At 76.0% G+C, this 16,691-nt stretch carries 17 protein-coding genes and 2 riboswitches; of the genes, 8 read left to right on the top strand and 9 right to left on the bottom strand.

The annotated features are described in order from the left end of the window. Positions 1-36 precede the first annotated feature (36 nt). Positions 37-1,458, bottom strand: coding sequence for a PTS transporter subunit EIIC (locus GD880_RS01090; RefSeq protein ID WP_152229780.1), 1,422 nt, complete (start codon positions 1,456-1,458; stop codon positions 37-39). Between the two features lie 326 nt (positions 1,459-1,784). On the opposite strand from GD880_RS01090, the gene GD880_RS01085 reads away from it, so the two are divergent. Genes GD880_RS01085 through GD880_RS01075 form a run of 3 tightly spaced genes read left to right on the top strand, consistent with a single transcriptional unit; the run spans position 1,785 to position 3,008 of the window. Then, positions 1,785-2,030 carry a glucose PTS transporter subunit EIIB gene (locus GD880_RS01085; RefSeq protein ID WP_226909287.1) on the top strand — a complete coding sequence of 82 codons (246 nt, stop codon included), beginning with the start codon at positions 1,785-1,787 and terminating at the stop codon, positions 2,028-2,030. Then, positions 2,027-2,485 (top strand): PTS sugar transporter subunit IIA, encoded by a 459-nt coding sequence (locus tag GD880_RS01080; protein WP_152229779.1) that lies wholly within the window; start codon positions 2,027-2,029, stop codon positions 2,483-2,485. The genes GD880_RS01085 and GD880_RS01080 overlap by 4 nt, the downstream gene beginning before the upstream one ends. A 1-nt stretch (position 2,486) precedes the next feature. Continuing rightward, positions 2,487-3,008: an HAD family hydrolase gene (locus GD880_RS01075; protein WP_152229778.1), complete on the top strand. Its 522-nt coding sequence runs from the start codon at positions 2,487-2,489 to the stop codon at positions 3,006-3,008. Positions 3,009-3,045: 37 nt separating this feature from the next. Here the strand turns inward: GD880_RS01075 and GD880_RS01070 are convergent, their stop codons facing one another. The 4 genes from GD880_RS01070 to folE all read right to left on the bottom strand — a co-directional run bounded on the left by GD880_RS01070 (position 3,046) and on the right by folE (position 6,732). Beyond that, positions 3,046-3,762, bottom strand: a complete 717-nt coding sequence (locus GD880_RS01070; RefSeq protein WP_226909286.1) for a pyrimidine reductase family protein — start codon at positions 3,760-3,762, stop codon at positions 3,046-3,048. 11 nt (positions 3,763-3,773) lie between these two features. Further along, complete coding sequence (folP, locus tag GD880_RS01065) at positions 3,774-4,580, bottom strand: dihydropteroate synthase (RefSeq protein WP_152230130.1); 807 nt, start codon at positions 4,578-4,580, stop codon at positions 3,774-3,776. Positions 4,581-4,703: 123 nt separating this feature from the next. Further along, positions 4,704-5,951 carry an NAD(P)/FAD-dependent oxidoreductase gene (locus GD880_RS01060; protein WP_152229776.1) on the bottom strand — a complete coding sequence of 416 codons (1,248 nt, stop codon included), beginning with the start codon at positions 5,949-5,951 and terminating at the stop codon, positions 4,704-4,706. Positions 5,952-6,039: 88 nt separating this feature from the next. Next, complete coding sequence (gene folE / locus GD880_RS01055) at positions 6,040-6,732, bottom strand: GTP cyclohydrolase I FolE (RefSeq protein ID WP_152229775.1); 693 nt, start codon at positions 6,730-6,732, stop codon at positions 6,040-6,042. 112 nt (positions 6,733-6,844) lie between these two features. Between folE and GD880_RS01050 the strand changes: the two genes are divergently transcribed. Beyond that, positions 6,845-7,573 (top strand): helix-turn-helix transcriptional regulator, encoded by a 729-nt coding sequence (locus GD880_RS01050; protein ID WP_152229774.1) that lies wholly within the window; start codon positions 6,845-6,847, stop codon positions 7,571-7,573. Between the two features lie 59 nt (positions 7,574-7,632). Here the strand turns inward: GD880_RS01050 and GD880_RS01045 are convergent, their stop codons facing one another. From GD880_RS01045 to GD880_RS01035, 3 genes are read right to left on the bottom strand one after another with little or no spacing between them, the layout of a single operon-like run. Next, a complete protein-coding gene (locus GD880_RS01045) occupies positions 7,633-8,463 on the bottom strand; it encodes an energy-coupling factor transporter transmembrane component T family protein (RefSeq protein WP_152229773.1) in 831 nt (276 codons plus the stop codon). Next, positions 8,460-10,037 (bottom strand): ABC transporter ATP-binding protein, encoded by a 1,578-nt coding sequence (locus tag GD880_RS01040; RefSeq protein WP_152229772.1) that lies wholly within the window; start codon positions 10,035-10,037, stop codon positions 8,460-8,462. The genes GD880_RS01045 and GD880_RS01040 overlap by 4 nt, the downstream gene beginning before the upstream one ends. Further along, positions 10,038-10,646, bottom strand: coding sequence for an ECF transporter S component (locus GD880_RS01035; protein WP_152229771.1), 609 nt, complete (start codon positions 10,644-10,646; stop codon positions 10,038-10,040). A gap of 49 nt (positions 10,647-10,695) precedes the next feature. Further along, positions 10,696-10,809, bottom strand: a riboswitch (TPP riboswitch). 79 nt (positions 10,810-10,888) lie between these two features. Then, positions 10,889-10,985: riboswitch (TPP riboswitch) on the top strand. Here GD880_RS01035 and thiM point away from each other — a divergent pair. The 4 genes from thiM to GD880_RS01015 all read left to right on the top strand — a co-directional run bounded on the left by thiM (position 10,975) and on the right by GD880_RS01015 (position 14,012). After that, positions 10,975-11,799 (top strand): hydroxyethylthiazole kinase, encoded by an 825-nt coding sequence (thiM, locus tag GD880_RS01030; RefSeq protein ID WP_226909285.1) that lies wholly within the window; start codon positions 10,975-10,977, stop codon positions 11,797-11,799. (Overlaps the previous riboswitch by 11 nt.) A 16-nt stretch (positions 11,800-11,815) precedes the next feature. Further along, the gene (gene thiE / locus GD880_RS01025) at positions 11,816-12,496 is read left to right on the top strand and encodes a thiamine phosphate synthase (protein ID WP_152229770.1); all 681 of its coding nucleotides are present in this window, start codon (positions 11,816-11,818) and stop codon (positions 12,494-12,496) included. Beyond that, positions 12,493-13,302, top strand: coding sequence for a bifunctional hydroxymethylpyrimidine kinase/phosphomethylpyrimidine kinase (gene thiD / locus GD880_RS01020; protein ID WP_152229769.1), 810 nt, complete (start codon positions 12,493-12,495; stop codon positions 13,300-13,302). Before thiE ends, thiD begins: the two co-directional genes overlap by 4 nt. After that, the gene (locus GD880_RS01015; RefSeq protein WP_152229768.1) at positions 13,299-14,012 is read left to right on the top strand and encodes a TenA family protein; all 714 of its coding nucleotides are present in this window, start codon (positions 13,299-13,301) and stop codon (positions 14,010-14,012) included. Before thiD ends, GD880_RS01015 begins: the two co-directional genes overlap by 4 nt. Before the next feature lie 96 nt (positions 14,013-14,108). On the opposite strand, the gene pepN is transcribed toward GD880_RS01015, so the two are convergent. Further along, positions 14,109-16,685: an aminopeptidase N gene (gene pepN / locus GD880_RS01010; RefSeq protein WP_152229767.1), complete on the bottom strand. Its 2,577-nt coding sequence runs from the start codon at positions 16,683-16,685 to the stop codon at positions 14,109-14,111. Positions 16,686-16,691: the final 6 nt, after the last annotated feature.

The following is a 16,691-nucleotide window of genomic DNA, read 5'->3' as shown; positions in this document are numbered from 1 at the left end:
CGTCCGAGCACACGTCCGCGGACACCCGGCCGGCGGTCAGGCCAGGGAGGTGTCGCGGCCGTCGTCGTCGCGGGCCTTCTCGGGCGCCGCGGTGCCGGCGTCCTCGGCCATGGCCCGGTCGGCTGGCAGCCCCCGCTCCGCCGCGCGCTTGCCCGTGGACACCGCAGCCGCCTCCTGCGCCTCGTCGAACACCGACGGCGCCCCGCTGCCCTCGGCGCCGTCCTCCTCCCGGCCCGGGGTGCGCAGGTTCCACCGGCGGATCGCGAAGCTGAAGATGAGGTAGTAGATCACCGCGTACCCGAGGCCGATGACGATGATCCACAGCGGCCGGGTGGCGATGCCGAAGTTGAGCAGGTAGTCGATGGCACCGGCGGAGAAGGTGAAGCCGTCGTGGATGCCCAGGGCGTTGACCAGCGCCAGGGCGGTGCCGGTGAGCACCGCGTGCACGAGGTACAGCGGGAACGCCACGTAGGCGAAGGCGTACTCCAGCGGCTCGGTGATGCCGGTGAGGAACGCGGTCAGGGCGACCGAGACCATGATGCCGCCGGTGACCTTGCGTCGCTCCGGGCGGGCGTTGCGCCAGATGGCCAGGGCCGCGGCGGGCAGCGCGAACATCATGATGGGGAAGAAGCCGGTCATGAAGGTGCCGGCGGTGGGGTCGCCCGCGAGGAAGCGGGCGATGTCGCCCTGGACCACCGCGCCGGTCTCGGGGTTGGTGTACTGCCCGAACTGGAACCACGGCAGGCTGTTGAGCAGGTGGTGCAGCCCGAAGGGGATGAGCAGCCGGTTGACGGTGCCGAAGACGAACCCGCCCACGACGGCGTTGCCCGGGTGGGTGACCCACTGACCGAACCCGCCGATGACGTAGTCGAAGGCGGGGTAGACCAGCGCGAAGAGGACGGCGACGACGACGGCGACCAGCGCGGTGATGATCGGCACGAGCCGCCGGCCGCCGAAGAAGGCCAGGTAGGGCGGGAGCTTGGTGCGGTAGAACCGCTGCCAGAGCAGCGCCGCGATGATGCCGATGGTGATGCCGCCGAGCACGCCGTAGTTGATCGTCTCCTCGCCCTCGGCCCCCGAGCCGAAGTAGGGCGCCAACGCCTCGAGCACGGCGGCGAAGGTGAGGTAGCCGATGAGCGCGGCCAGCGCCGTCGAGCCGTCGGACTTGCGGGCGAACCCGATCGCGACGCCGACGGCGAAGATGATCGGCAGGTTCCCGATGATCGCGCTGCCGGCGGCCGCGAGCACGTCGGCCACGGGCTGCATCCAGCCGAACCCGCTCCAGCTGGACACCCCCTGCGCGCCCAGCATGTCCGGCTGGCCGAAGCGCAGCATGAGCCCGGCGGCCGGCAGCGTGGCGATCGGCAGCATGAGCGAGCGGCCCACCCGCTGGGCCTGCGCGAAGCCGGGGATCTGCCGCTTCTGCCGGGTCGCGGCACCTGCGGTGGTTGTCGTCATCCGTGCTCCCAAGGTCGAGGAACGCCTGGACGACGGCGCACGGGCAGTGCGCCGGCAGACGCCCCGTTGCGTCGGCGGGCCAGGGGCACCGCGCCCCGACGTGTGCCGATGGCGCACAGCGAATCGCGGGGCCCCAGGAGTGTCAAGGAACCGCGCCGCCGCCGTCCGCTGTCGGGACCCCCCGGCACCTGCACGAATGCCGCGCGCGGCGCCTTGACTCCGCCTCGCTGGGAGAGTGTCATCACGTAACCTGGGCCAGAAGGACCAGGGGCGAGCGCCCCGAGGCGCGCGGCGGGACGCACCCGCCGGGAGGCACGGCCACGGCCGTGGAGGAGGAAGCGATGAGCCAGGCGGAGCAGATTCTCGCGGCGTTGGGTGGGGACGCGAACGTCCTCGACCTGGAGGCGTGCATCACCCGCCTGCGTGTGGAGGTCGAGGACCCGGCCAAGGTCGACGAGGCGGGCCTCAAGGCCGCGGGCGCCTTCGGCGTCGTCCAGCAGGGCTCCGCCGTCCAGGTCGTCGTCGGCCCCCAGGCCGACACCATCGCCGAGGACATCGAGGACCTGCGGTGACGGTGCGCGTCGTCGCGCCGGTCTCCGGCACCGTCGTCGCCCTCGAGGACGTCCCCGACCCCGTCTTCTCCGGCGCCATCGTCGGCCCGGGCCTCGCCGTCGACCCCGACGGCGACGTCACCTCCGACGTCGTCGCCCCGGTCGCGGGCACCATCATGAAGTTCCACCCGCACGCCTTCGTCATCGTCGCCGAGGGCGGCAGCGGCGTGCTCGTGCACCTCGGGCTGGACACCGTGCAGCTGGGCGGGGAGGGCTTCACCCTGCACGCCGCCGAGAAGGACGTCGTCGCCCAGGGGCAGCGGCTGGTCACCTGGTCGCCGGAGGCCGTGCGCGCCGGCGGCCGCTCGCCGGTCACCCCGGTGATCGCGCTGGAGGGCAAGGCCGACCAGCTGCGGATCGCCGTCAGCGCCGGCCAGCGCGTCAGCGCCGGCGACGAGCTCTTCGCCTGGGGCTGACGTGTCCGGGGCGCCCGGTGCCGCCGTCGCGGCGGCGCTCGCGGCGCCCGGCGCCGCGCTGCTGCTCGACCTCGACGGCACCCTGGTCGACTCCGAGCCCACCCACCGCGCCGCGTACCGGCGCTACTTCGCCCGCCGTGGCTGGCGGGTGGACGAGGGCACGGTCCGGGCGTTCGCCCCGGTCGCCGTCGTCACCTCCGCCCACCGCGCGTGGGCGTGCGCGGTCCTCGACCGGCTCGGGGTCGCCGAGCTCGGCGTGGCCCTGGCGACGGCGGAGGTCACCGCCGCGGGCAAGCCGGACCCTGCCCCCTACCGCTACGGCGCGGCGCTCGTCGGCGCCGAGCCGCCGGCGTGCGTGGCCGCCGAGGACACCCCGGCCGGGCTCGCGGCGGCCCTTGGCGCCGGGGTGGGGCTCGTCCTCGGCGTCACCACCTCCCACCCGGCGGCCGAGCTGCGCGCCGCGGGCGCGCACCACGCCGTGCCCGACCTCACGGCCCTGGTGCCGCAGCGGGCGCCGGCGTAGCGCGGCCGGGGCCGCCTGCGAGGGTGGACTCGACGCGTCAGGAGCGGCGGTGGGCACGCAGGTAGCGCAGCAGGAGCATGTCGTCGGCGGTGAGCACGTGCGCCAGCCGCATCGTCCGGGTGACCTGGGCGCCGCCGGCCGTGATCCGGCCCGCGTCCCCACCCTCGAGCACCGGGCTGAGCGTCAGGCACAGCTCGTCGACCAGGTCGGCCGCGATCAGCGTGCCCAGCAGGTGCGGCCCGCCCTCGCACAGCACCTGCGCCAGGCCGCGCCCGGCCAGCGCGCGGACGACCCGGGCCGGGTCGACGGCGTTCCCGCCGCACACCACGACCTCGGCGACCGCGGCCAGGGCGCGGCGCCGGTCGGCCGGGGCGCCGGCGTGCGTGAGCACGAGCGGGCGGGCCGGGGCCTCGGTGAACATCGGAGACTGCGGGTCCAGGTCGAGCCGGCCCGAGACGACGGCGAGCGTGGGGTGGGCCGGCAGCCGACGGGCGGTGCGCCAGGCGACCGCCGGCGGGTCCAGCACCATCGCGCCGTAGCCCTCCTGGCGCAGGGTGCCCGCGCCGACCAGGACGGCGTCGCTGAGCATCCGCAGGGTGTCGAAGACCTGCTTGTCGTCGGCGTTGTTCAGCCCGCCGGACACCCCGTCGTGCGTGGCCGCACCGTCCAGGCTGGAGATGACGTTCACCCGCAGGTGGGGCACCTCCCGGTCGGGCACCGCGTAGCGCAGCACCAGCTCCTCGGTGTCGAGCACGCTCGACCTCCTCACGTGTTGTGCCGGGCCAGCGCGGGGGCCCGCAGTCCGAGGACGGCCTCGGTCATGCGCACCGCGTCGACCGTGGCCGCGACGTCGTGCGCCCGCACGATCCGCGCGCCCTGCGCCACGCACCACACCGCGGCGGCGAGCGACCCGGGCAGCCGGCCGCCGGGCGGGCGGGCGAGCGTCTCGCCCACGAAGTCCTTGTGGGACACGGCGACGAGCGTGGGTGGCCCGAGGGCGGTGATCTCGCCCAGCCGCCGGGTGAGCTCGAGCGAGTGCGCGGTGGTCTTGTTGAGGTCGTGACCCGGGTCGACGACGATCTGCGACGGCGCCACGCCGCGGCGGACCGCCTCGGCGACCCGGCGGCGCAGGAACGCCGCGACCTCGGCGACGACGTCGCCGTAGCGCGGGCGCCGGAGCACGGCTTGCGGCCCGCCGAGGCTGTGGGCGATGACCACGGTGGCGCCGGCCGCCGCCACGACGTCGGCCATGGCCGGGTCGCGCAGGCCCGAGGTGTCGTTGACGACGTCGGCCCCCGCAGCCAGGCACCGCCGGGCGACCTCGGGCCGGGCGGTGTCGACCGAGATGACGACGTCGCTGCGGGCCCGCACGGCCTCCACGACCGGCAGCACCCGGTCCAGCTCGGCGGCCTCGTCCACCGGCGCGGCGTCGGCGGAGAAGGGCACGCCGCCGACGTCGACCCAGTCCGCGCCCTCGTCCGCGGCGGCCAGGGCCCGGTCCACGGCCCGGTCCAGGGCGAAGGTGGCGCCCCGGTCGTGGAAGGAGTCCGGGGTCCGGTTGACGACGGCCATGACCGCCACCTGCCGGGAGAAGTCGAAGGTGTGGGCGCCGATGCGGCGGACGCGGTCCGCCGCCCAGGCGGCGGGCACGGGCGGGGCCGGGCGACCGGCGACGGCGGGCACGGCGTCGGCCCCTCAGCCCGCCGCCGCCGGGGCCAGGTCGGCCAGCGGCACCGACTCGTCGGCGAGGCGGGCGTCGTCGACCGGCGCCTGCGCCCGGACCAGCGCCGCGATCTGGTCGCTGACGTCCCAGACGTTGACGTTCATCCCGGCCACCACCGTCTCGCCGCGAACCCAGAACGCGACGAAGCGGCGCGCCGCCCGGTCCCCGCGGTAGACCACCCGCGCCCCGGCCGCCAGGTCCGAGAAGCCGGTGTACTCCATGCCGAGGTCGTACTGGTCGGTGTAGAAGTACGGCACCTGGTCGTAGCTGACCGGCAGCCCCAGCATCGACCGGGCCGCCGCCGGCCCCATCCGCAGGGCGTTGGCCCAGTGCTCCACCCGCAGGTGGTGACCCAGCAGCGGGTGGAACGCGCTGGCGACGTCCCCGGCGGCCCACACGTCCGGCGCCGAGGCGCGCAGGGCGGCGTCGACCACGACGCCGCGGTCCACCGCCAGCCCGGCGGCCTCGGCGAGCTCGGTGCGTGGCACCGCGCCGATGCCGACCACGACGACGTCGGCCGGCACCACCTCGCCGTCGCCGAGCTCCACCCCGGTGACGCTCCCGCCGTCGGCGACGATGCCCCGCGTCGCGGTGGACATCCGCAGGTCCACGCCGTGCTCGCGGTGCAGGTCGGCGAACAGGGCGCCGAGCTCGGGCCCGAGCGGGCCCTCCAGGGGGACCGCCTCGCGGCCCACCACGGTGACGGCGTTGCCGTAGGTGCGGGCGGCGGCGGCGACCTCGAGCCCGATCCAGCCGGCCCCCACGATCACCACCCGGCGCCCGCCGTCGGCCAGGGCCGCGCGCAGGGCGTCGGAGTCGGGTCGGGTGCGCAGGTAGTGCACCCCCGTCAGGCCCGCCCCGGATCCGGGGTCGCTGAGGCGCCGGGGCGCGGAACCGGTGGCGAGCAGGACGGCGGCGTACGGCAGTCGGGCGCCGTCGTCGAGGGCGACCTCGTGGCCGGCGACGTCGAGCCCCACGGCCCGCCGGCCCAGGCGCAGCTCGACGTCGTGGTCGGGGTACCACCCGGCCGGGTGCACGAAGCCCTGCTCGCGGTCTTCCTTGCCGAGCAGGTAGTCCTTCGACAGCGGCGGGCGGATGTAGGGCCGCTCGCCCTCCTCCCCGACGAGGACCACCTCCCCGGCGAAGCCCTCCTTGCGCAGCCGCTGAGCGGCCTTGGCGGCCGCGAGCCCGCCGCCGACGATGACGATGCGCCCGTCCATCTCGAGCCTCCTGGTGTGGGGTGGGGCAGGACCTGTGTGCTGTGGGGTGGGGGCAGGACCTGTGGGTGCGGTCCGGACCGGTGGGTGTTCAGGGCCGCTGCCTGGCGAGGGCGAAGAACTCCTCGCGGGTGCGGGCGTCCTCGCGCAGCTGCCCGTGCAGCGCGCTGGTGACGGTGCGCGCCCCGCTGACCCGGATGCCGCGCAGCGCCATGCACAGGTGCTCGGCCTCGAGCACGACGGCGACGCCGCGCGGGGCGAGCTCGGCCTGGAGCAGGTCGGCGACCTGCTGGGTGAGGCGCTCCTGGACCTGCAGGTCGCGGGCGAAGTGCTCGAGGACCCGGGCGAGCTTGGACAGCCCGACGATGCGCTCGCCGGGCAGGTAGGCGATGTGCCCCACGCCGTGGAAGGGCAGCAGGTGGTGCTCGCACAGGGAGTGGAAGGGGATGTCGCGCACGAGGACGAGCTCGTCGTAGCCCTCGTCGTTGGGGAAGGTGGTCAGCGTCAGCTCGGGCGGGGTGAGCAGCTCGGCCAGGGCGTCGGCCACCCGGCGCGGGGTCTCGGCCAGGTGCGGGCCGGCGGCGTCGTGGCCCAGCGCGGCGAGGAGGTCGGCGACGGCGCGGGCCGCGCCGAGCCGGTCGATGCCCGCGGCGCCGGACCGGCCTCCCGCCGCACCGGCGCCAGGCCCCGCCGCCGACGCGGCCGCGGTCCTGCCCGTTGTGCCCGGATCCTCGCGTCCGGCCAGGCTGGCCCGTACCGGCGCGGGCGTCGCGGTGATGGTCATCTCCGCCCCCTGGGGGTGCGTGGGCGGCGTCGCCGCACCTGTGCAGACGACCGTAGGACGCCTGCATTCTTTCGTCAAGAGTTCTTGTTTTTAGAGTGGTAGCCTGGGGGGCATGGCCGACGACGAGCCGCACGGGCCAGCGCGAGAGCCGGGGGAGCGGGCCGGAGACCTGGCCGCGCTCGCCGCGCTGGAGGACCCCACGCGCCGGGCGCTGTACGAGCTCGTCTCGGCCCGCCCGGGCTCCACGAGCCGCGACGACGCCGCCGCGGCGCTCGGGCTCAGCCGCAGCACCGCCGCGTTCCACCTCGACCGGCTGGCGCGGGAGGGGCTCCTGGCCGTGGAGTTCCGCCGGCTCGGCGAGCGCACGGGCCCCGGGTCCGGCCGGCCCGCCAAGCTCTACCGCCGCGCGCCCCGGGAGGTGAGCGTCTCCGTGCCGGAGCGCCGCTACGAGCTGGCCGGGGAGCTGCTGGCGCTCGCGGTGGAGGAGGCCGGGCCGGCCGCCGCGCCCGTGCGCGCCGCGTTGCGCCGGGTCGCGCGGGAGACCGGCCGTGCCGGCGGCGCGGGCGCCGGCTCGCTCGACGCCGCGCTCGCCGCCGCCGGGTACGAGCCCCGGGCCGACGAGGAGGGGGGCGGCACCGTCATGGGCAACTGCCCGTTCCACCGGCTCGCCCGGCGGCACACGGCGCTGGTGTGCGAGCTCAACCGCGAGCTGGTCGAGGGGCTGGCCGAGGGGACCGAGGCGGCGTGCACGGTGCGCACCGACCCCGGCGCCGGGGGGTGCTGCGTGCGGGTGCTGCCCGCCGCCGGTGAACAGCCGGCCGGGGACGCCGGGCCCAGCTGACCAGGGCGCCACGCCTGGCGCGCCCACGCCGGCCGGGGACCGCGCCTGGCCCACGGGCGTCAGCCCCAGATCGGGTTCCAGGTCCCGGCGGCCACCGCCGCGCCGACCGCGGCGGCGGCCAGCACGACGCCGGCGGTCCCCACCCACAGATCGAGGCCGGAGAACGTGCTGGGACGGGCCCAGGTGCGCGGCCCGGTGCCGAACCCGCGCGCCTCCATCGTCACCGCCAGCCGGGTGGCCCGGCGGATGGCCTGGACCAGCAGCGCCAGTCCCTGTCCCAGCTGGGCGCCCACCCGCCCCCACCATCCCCGGTGGGTGCCGACACCGCGCGCCCGCCGCGCCATCCCGAGCGTCCGCCACTCGGCCGCGAGCAGGCCCACCAGCCGCATGGCGGCCAGCGCCCCGAGGACGAAGCGGTGCGGCACCTTGAGGCGCTGGGCAAGGCCGTCGGCCAGGTCCGTGGGGTCGGTGCAGGCGAGCACCAGGACGCCCGGCAGGGCGATGGCCAGGCCGCGCAGCAGGATCGCCGTGCCGGCAGCGACGGAACCCTCGCTGAGGCGGACGACTCCGAGGTCCAGCACGGTCGGGCCGGAGTGCTCGGCCAGCAGCGCCGTGCTCCACCCCCCCAGCACGGCGGCGGCGAGGATGGGCCACCCGCGCCGAATCAGCGAGGCGTAGGTCAGGCCCGTCAGGGGCAGGACGGCGAGCTCGAGGACGAGGGCGGTCGTGGCCGAGACCCAGTCCACCGTGAGCACCATGGCGGCGGTGAGGGCGAATGCGGCGCCGAGCTTGGCCAGAGGATTGGCCCGCGCCAGCAGGGGCGCCGCGCCACGACGTGGCTGGTCGCCAGCCCGGGCGGCGGTGGGCGAGGCCGCGGTCATGGCGCTCATGCCACCCCCGGCGCCGGCACCGGGGCCGCCGTGTCCGGGCGCCCGAGGTGCAGCCGGTCCCCGCCGAGCGCCGCGGTGAACTCGACGTCGTGCGTGACGCACACGGCCGCGGTGCCCGCGTCGAGGAGCTCGGTGAGCAGGGACGCGAGCTCGCGCCAGGTGGTGGCGTCCTGGCCGAACGTCGGCTCGTCCAGGACCAGCACGGCCGGGCTGGCGGCGAGCACGGTGGCGACCGAGAGCCGGCGCTTCTCCCCGCCGGAGAGGGTGAACGGGTTGGCCTCGCCGAGGTGCGTGAGCCGAAGCCGTTCCATCAGCTCGTCGGTCCGGGGCGCGAGCGCGGCGGCCTCGCGCGGGACGTCGCGGCGGTGCCGGCGGGGCGTGGTCCGGGCGAGCTGGCGGGGGCCGAAGGTCAGCTCGTCGCGCACCCGGCCGGTCACGAACTGGTGCTCGGGGTTCTGGAAGACCGTCCCGATGCGGGTGATCAGCTCGCCCGAGCTCCAGGCGGACGGCGTGGGCCCGGCGGCCGGGCGGCCCGCGGCGCCGTGCTCGCGCAGCCGCGGCCCGGCGACGACCGCTCCGCCGTGCGCCGGCAGCAGCCCGGCCAGGGTCAGGGCCAGGGTGGACTTCCCCACGCCGTTCGGGCCGGTCACGCTCAGGGCCCGGCCCTCGCGCACGCGCACCTCGATGCCCGCGGCCACCGGCGGGGCCGGGTGGCGCCGGCGCCCCGGCTCCGGGGAGACCGCGAGGTCGCGGGCGGAGAGCAGCACCGGCGGGTCCTCCGCGGCGACGGCACGCGGCCGGACGGGCGGGACGTAGCCGGGCACCCAGATCCCGGCGTCGATGAGCGCCGAGCGGGCACGGTCCAGCACCTGCCGGGGGGCGCCGTCGGCGAGCACCCCGTCGGGCGTGAGCACGACCACCCGGTCCACGACGTCGGCCCACACGGCGACGCGGTGCTCGACGACGACCAGCGTCGCACCGGTCCGTTCGAGCGCCGCGGTGACGGCGTCGCGCACCTGCAGCACCCCGCCGGGGTCGAGGTTCGCGGTCGGCTCGTCCAGCAGCAGGGCGCCGGGGCGCATGGCCAGGACCCCGGCCAGGGCCAGGCGCTGCTTCTGGCCGCCGGACAGGGCGGCGGTGGGCTGGCGCAGCGGCAAGCGGAGGCCCACCGCTGCCAGGCTCTCCGTCACGCGCGCCCAGATCTCCGCGCGGGGCACCGCGAGGTTCTCGGCCCCGAAGGCGACGTCGTCGCCGACGCGGGAGAGGACGACCTGGCTGTCCGGGTCCTGCTGCACCAGCCCGGCCCGCCCGCGCTGGTCGGCCGCGGGCCGGCCGTCCAGGAGCAGCCGGCCCGACTCGGCGTGCCCGTCGTCCTCCCCGAGGACCCCGGCCATGGCGTGCAGGAGCGTCGACTTCCCGGCCCCGGAGGCGCCGAGGAGGAGCACCCGCTCGCCGGGCCGGATCTCGAGGTCGAGGTTCCGCAGCGCCGGGCGGGCACGGCCGGCGTGCCGCCACCCCCACCCGGCGGCGGTGATCGCCGCGGGCCGCACGCCGGCCGCCGCGGAGTGGGGCACTCAGACCGCCCGCTCGACCGCGGCGTCGCGCGAGGCGAGACCGGCGAGCACGCCGGTGCGGGCCAGCGCGCGGACGGCCAGCCAGGACAGCAGGCCGGCCAGGACCGTCCCGGAGACGGTCGCGAGGATCACGTAGACGACCTTCCACTGCGACGCCCAGGCGACGTTGTACAGGATGTTCTCGCTCGTCCCCATGGCGATGCCGGCGGCGGCGCCGGCCAGCAGCGCCACGGGCAGGTTCCAGCGCCGGTAGCGGAAGGCCGCGAACACCGCCTCGGCGGCGGCGCCCTGGACGAGGCCCGAGATGACCACGGCCCAGCCGAAGTGCGTGCCGAGGAAGCCTTCGACGACGGCGGCCAGCAGCTCGCAGTACAGCGCCGCGCCGGGCTTGCGGATGATCAGCCCGCCGATCACGCCGGCGATGAGCCAGCCGCCGCCGTAGAGGCCGGCGAGCGGGGGGAAGGCCACGGTGGCCGCGGCGACGGCGGCGTACCCGGCGGACCAGGCCCAGAAGACGACGCCGACGGCGACCGCCACCACGGAGGCCACGACGATGTCGACGACGCGCCACGGGGCGCGGCGCGCAGTCGACGGGGTGGAAACGCCCATCGAAAGGTCCTCCTGCTCCTCAGGAGGGGAAGGTCCCGGGACGTGCCGGCACCCTGAGAACTCGACTCCCTTCGCCGGTATTAGCCGGATCAGGTTCGAGGGTCTGCGGTGGTCCGCACTCTCAGCGCCCACCGGTGGCGGCGGCGCTCCCCTGTCGCATCTCTTGTGAGCCGGATGCTACACCGCGGCGATCCCCGCGCCGAGGTCGGTCGTCGACCGCCCGGGCCGCGCGGCGTAGTGTGACCAGCGACGCGGGGTGCCGTGCCTGGCACGGCTGAGAACACACCCGTTGAACCTGATCTAGTTCGCACTAGCGAAGGGACGTCTGATGTCCGTTTCGTCCATGCTGTCTCGTCACCACGTCGCCCCGGAGCTCCTGGGCGACGCCCTGGCCGGGCTGCACGCGCACCCGCCCCTCGTGCAGTGCCTGACCAACGTCGTCGCCGCGCAGTGGACGGCCAACATCCTGCTCGCCGTGGGCGCCAGCCCGGCCATGGTGGACAACCCCGACGAGGCCGGCGGCTTCGCCGCCGTGGCCGGCGGCGTGCTGATCAACCTCGGCACACCCCAGCACGACACGGCCGCCGCCATGGCGCAGGCGGCCACCGGTGCGGCCGCCGCGGGCACCCCGTGGGTGCTCGACCCGGTCGGTGCCGGTGGGCTGCCCTGGCGCACCCGGGTCGCCCTCGATCTGCTGTCCCGCTCGGCGCCCGCCATCATCCGCGGCAACGCCTCGGAGATCCTCGGCCTGTCCGGCGGCGAGGGCGGCAAGGGGGTCGACAGCGAGCACACCGCGGAGGCAGCGCTGGGCGCCGCCGCGGAGCTGGCCCGCGAGCACGGCTCCGTCGTGGCGGTCAGCGGCGCCGTCGACCACCTCACCGACGGCCGGCGGGTGGTGCGCGTGGCCAACGGCACCGAGCTGCTCACCCGGGTCACCGGCACCGGGTGCGCGCTGGGCGCGCTCATGGCCGGCTTCTGCGCGGTGGTGGAGGACCCGCTGCTGGCCGCCACGGCCGCCACGGCCACCCTCACCGTCGCCGCCGAGGAGGCCGCGGGGCGCAGCCGCGGCCCGGGCGGCTTCGCCGTCGCGCTGCTCGACGAGCTGGCCCTGATCACCCCCGCGGTGCTGGCCGAGCGCACCCGCCTGTCCTGATCCCTCGGAGCCCACGATGGCGACCACCGGCGCGGGTGGGCGTGCGAGGGCACGCCGCCCCCGGCTCGACCTGTCCCTCTATCTCGTCACCGACACCGCCCTGTGCGCCGACGCCGGCGTGCCCGCCACGGTCGCGGTCGCCGTCGCCGCAGGGGTCACCGCCGTCCAGGTGCGCGACCCCGGGGCCACCGACGCCGAGCTGGTGGCGCTCGGCCGGGAGGTGCGGGCGGTCCTGGCGGGCACCGGTGTGCCCCTGCTCGTCAACGACCGGCCCGACCTGGTCGAGGCGGTCGGGGCCGACGGCGCCCACGTCGGCCAGGGCGACATGGACATCCGCGAGGCCCGCGCGCTCCTGGGCGAGGAGCGTTACCTCGGGCTGTCCGTGCAGGAGCCGGCGCACGTCCGCGTCGCCGCCGCCCACGGCGCCGGGGTCCTGGACTACCTCGGCGTCGGTCCGGTCTGGGCGACGGCGACCAAGCCGGACCACGCCCCGCCCGGCGGCGTGGGGGAGCTGCGCCGCATCAGCGCCGCCAGCCCGTGGCCCTGCGTGGCCATCGGCGGCATCACCGCCGAGCGCGCCGGGCTGCTGCGCCGCAGCGGCGCCGCCGGGATCGCCGTGGTGAGCGCGATCTGCGGGCAGCAGGACGTCGCCGCCGCCACCGCGGCGATCCGCCGGGCCTGGGAGGAGGGGGCATGAGCCGGCCCCTGGTGGCGCTGACGATCGCGGGCAGCGACCCCTCCGGCGGCGCGGGCATCCAGGCCGACCTCAAGACCTTCTCGGCGCTGGGCGCCTACGGCACCGCCGTGCTCACCGCGCTCACCGCCCAGAGCACCCGGGGCGTCACCGGCGTCCACACCGTGCCGCCGGGGTTCGTCCGCGAGCAGCTCGACACCTTGCTGGTGGACGTGCCGGTCGACGCGATGAAGATCGGCATGCTGGCCGGTGCGCCCACCGTCGAGGCCGTCCGGGAGTTCCTGGCCGAGGCGGCCCCGCCGGTCGTCGTGCTCGACCCCGTCATGGTGTCCACGAGCGGTGACCGGCTCCTGGACGACGGCGCGGTGAGCGCGATGCGCCGCCTGCTGCCCCACGCCTCTGTCATCACCCCCAACCTGCCGGAGGCCGCGGTCCTGCTCGGCCGGGACGAGGCACGGGACCTGGACACGATGAGGGCCCAGGCGTGCGCCCTGGCCGACCTCGGTGCCCAGCGGGTGCTGCTCAAGGGCGGTCACCTCACCGGCCCGGACGCCATCGACCTGTGGGTCGACGCGGCGGGCGAGCGGGTGCTGCGCGCCGCCCGGGTGCCCACCCGCAACACCCACGGCACCGGCTGCTCGCTGTCCTCGGCGCTCGCCGTCCTGGCCGCCCGGCTGGGCTCCTGGCCGGACGCGGCCGCGGGGGCGAAGTCGTGGCTGACCGGCGCCCTCGCCGCGGGCGACTCCCTGGACATCGGCGCCGGCCCCGGGCCCGTCCATCACTTCTACGAGCTCTGGAGCACCCGATGACCGCCCCACGTCCCCGGACGACCACCGAGGCGGAGGCGGAGCAGGTTGCGGCCGCGGCGGCGCGGCCGTTCAGCGACGCGGCGTGGGCGCGCATCGCCCCCCTGCGGGCGGCGATCGACGAGCTGCCCTTCCTCCGTGCCCTCGAGGACGGCTCGCTGCCGCGGGAGACCTTCGTGTACTACATGGCGCAGGACGCCCACTACCTGGCGGACTTCGGCCGGGCGCTGGCGGCGTGCGCGAGCCAGAGCACCGCCGCCGACGAGCTGCTCTTCTGGGCTTCCAGCGCCACCGCCGTCGTCGCCGTGGAGCGCCAGCTGCACGGCGCCTACGTCGCCGACCTCACCGCCGGGGAGAAGTCCCCGACGTGCACCGCCTACACCTCCTACCTGCTGGCGCTGTCCTCCGCCGGCTGCTACCCCGAGCTCGCCGCCGCGCTGCTGCCGTGCTTCTGGATCTACGAGGACGTGGGCACGCGGCTGCAGGACCGCGTCGGGGACCTGGCCGCCCACCCCTACGGGGACTGGATCGGCACCTACGGCGACCCGGCGTTCGCCGAGTCGACCCGAACGGCGCGGCAGATCGTCGACCGGCTCGCGGCCGACGCGGCGGACGGGATCCTCGCCCGCATGCACGCGGCGTTCGGGCGCGCCGCGCAGTACGAGTGGATGTTCTGGGACGCCGCCGGGCGCCGGGAGACCTGGCCGGTGTAGCTCTCCCGAGCCGCGAGCCGCGAGCGCCCGCCGGCCGGGTGCCGAGAGCGTCGGAGCCCCGTCCCGAGGCCGGGACGGGGCTCCGCGAGAGGCGGCTCAGCCCTGGTGGGCCAGCCGGTCGGCCGCCTGCGCGCGCACGGCGCGGCGGGCGGCGTCGAGGTTCTCCACCACCAGACGCCGCAGCGCCGGGGCGGCGCCCTCGTGGGCGTCGAGCCAGCCCTGGGTCAGCGCGACGAGGTCGACCCCCAGGGTGTCGGCCAGCCCGGCGAGCTTGTACGGGTAGAGCCCGACGACGATGTTCTGCGCCATCTCGTTGGTCCGCTCCGCCCACACCTTCTCCAGGGCGTCGAAGTAGGCCCCGGCGAAGGGCACCAGCAGCGCCCGGTCGTGCACCTGGGAGAAGCCGCCGATGACGTTGGACTGCACCGCGTTGGGCAGCGTGTCGGAGTCGACGACGTCCGCCCACGCCCGCGCCTTGTTGGCCATGGAGGGGACGGCCGCGCGGGCCCGGGCCGCCTGCTGCTGCCCGGTGGCGGTGGCGTCGCGCGCGAGCTCGGCGTCGATCTCCGCCGCCCCGGCGCGGCCCCCGGCCACCAGGCCCTGGAGCAGCACCCAGCGCAGGTCGGTGTCCACGGTGAGGCCCTCGAGCGTTCCGGTGCCGGCGAGCAGGCCGGCCACGACGCCGAGCTGGGCGTCGGTGACGGCGTGCGCCGCCAGCGCCCGGACCAGCTGGAGCTGGGTGTCCGAGCCGGGAGCCGCGGCCCGGGCCAGCTCGAGCAGCCGGTCGGCCGCGCGGGCCTCGAGGTCCGCGCGGGCCTCCGGGGCGCTGTAGGCGCTCAGGGCGGTGCCGAGCTGGCGCAGCAGCACCTGGACCACGCTGGAGTCGGTCTCGGTGGCCACGGCGGTGAGGACCAGGTCGACGTAGTCGCGCGCGGCCCACTCCCCGTCGCGGGTCATGTCCCACGCGGAGGCGAGCACGAGCGCGCGGGGCAGGGACTCGGCGAAGCCGTCCAGGTGCGCCACGGCGGTGGCCAGGGACCGCTCGTCCAGGCGCACCTTGGCGTAGGCGAGGTCCTCGTCGTTGACGAGCACGAGGTCCGGGCGACGCTTGCCGACCAGCGCCGGCACCTCGGTGCGGGCGCCGTCGACGTCGAGCTCGACCCGCTCGGTGCGCCGCAGGGCGCCGTCCTCGGCGATGTCGTACCCGCCGATGACCAGCCGGTGCGGACGCAGCGTCGGGTGCTCGGCGGGCGCCTCCTGCAGCAGGGCGAAGGCGGTGACGGTCCCCTCCGCGTCCGTCTCGATCTCCGGGCGCAGCAGCGTCACGCCCGCCTCCTCGAGCCAGACCTGCGACCAGGCGGCGAGGTCGCGGCCCGAGGCGGCCTCGAGCTCGACCAGCAGGTCGCGCAGCTCGGTGTTGGCGAAGGCGTGCTTGGCGAAGTAGCGGCGCAGCCCCTCGAGGAAGGCGTCCCGGCCCACCCACGCGACCAGCTGCTTGAGCACCGAGGCACCCTTGGCGTAGGTGATGCCGTCGAAGTTGACCTCGACGTCCTCCAGGTCGTTGATCGGCGCGACGATCGGGTGGGTGGAGGGCAGCTGGTCCTGGTTGTACGCCCAGGTCTTCTCCAGCGAGGAGAAGGTCGTCCACGCGCTGGACCAGCGGGTCGCCTCGGCGGTGGCCAGGTGGGAGGCGAACTCCGCGAAGGACTCGTTGAGCCACAGGTCGTTCCACCAGCGCATGGTCACCAGGTCGCCGAACCACATGTGCGCCAGCTCGTGCAGGATCGTCACCGCCCGGCGCTCGACCGTCGCCTCGGGGACCTTGGAGCGGAAGACGTAGTTCTCCAGGAAGGTCACCGCGCCGGCGTTCTCCATCGCCCCGGCGTTGAACTCCGGCACGAAGAGCTGGTCGTACTTCGTGAACGGGTAGGGCCGGTCGAAGGCCTCCTCGTAGAAGGCGAACCCGGCGCGGGTGATGTCCATGATCTCTTCGGCGTCGAGGTGCTCGGCCAGGGAGGCCCGGCAGTACACGCCCAGGGGGATGGTGCGCCCGTCGCGGGAGGTCAGCTCGCCCGTGACGCCGTGGTACGGCCCGGCCACCAGGGCCGTGAGGTAGGAGGAGATCACCTGCGTGGGCGCGAACCGCCAGGTGGCGACGCCGTCGCCGGCCGGCTCGGGCTCGGGGGTGGCGGTGTTGGCGACCACGGTCCAGTGCGACGGCGCCGTGACGGTGAAGGCGAAGGTGGCCTTGAGGTCGGGCTGCTCGAAGACGGCGAACATGCGGCGCGAGTCGGCCACCTCGAACTGGGTGTAGAGGTACGTCTCGCCGTCGACCGGGTCGACGAAGCGGTGCAGCCCCTCGCCGGTGTTCATGTACCGGCAGGTGGCCACCACGCGCAGCTCGTTCTCCGCGGCCAGGCCGTCCACCGCGATGCGCGAGTCCGCGAACGCGCCGGTGTCCACCGCCCGGCCGTTGAGGGTGATCTCCTCCACCGACTCGGCGATGAGGTCGACGAACGTGCTCGCCCCCGGCGTGGCGGTGAAGCGCACCGTCGTCGTCGAGCCGAACACGCGCTCGCCACGGGTCAGGTCGAGCACGACGTCGTAGCTCGAGGTGGCGAGGGTCCTGGCACGCTCCTGGGCCTCGGCGCGAGTGAGGTTCTCTCCGGGCATGGATCT

Source organism: Georgenia ruanii (genome assembly GCF_009193175.1).
GTDB classification, from domain to species: domain Bacteria; phylum Actinomycetota; class Actinomycetes; order Actinomycetales; family Actinomycetaceae; genus Georgenia; species Georgenia ruanii.
Note: the sequence above shows the minus strand (reverse complement) of the source record. Positions and strands in the feature narration are given on the sequence as shown.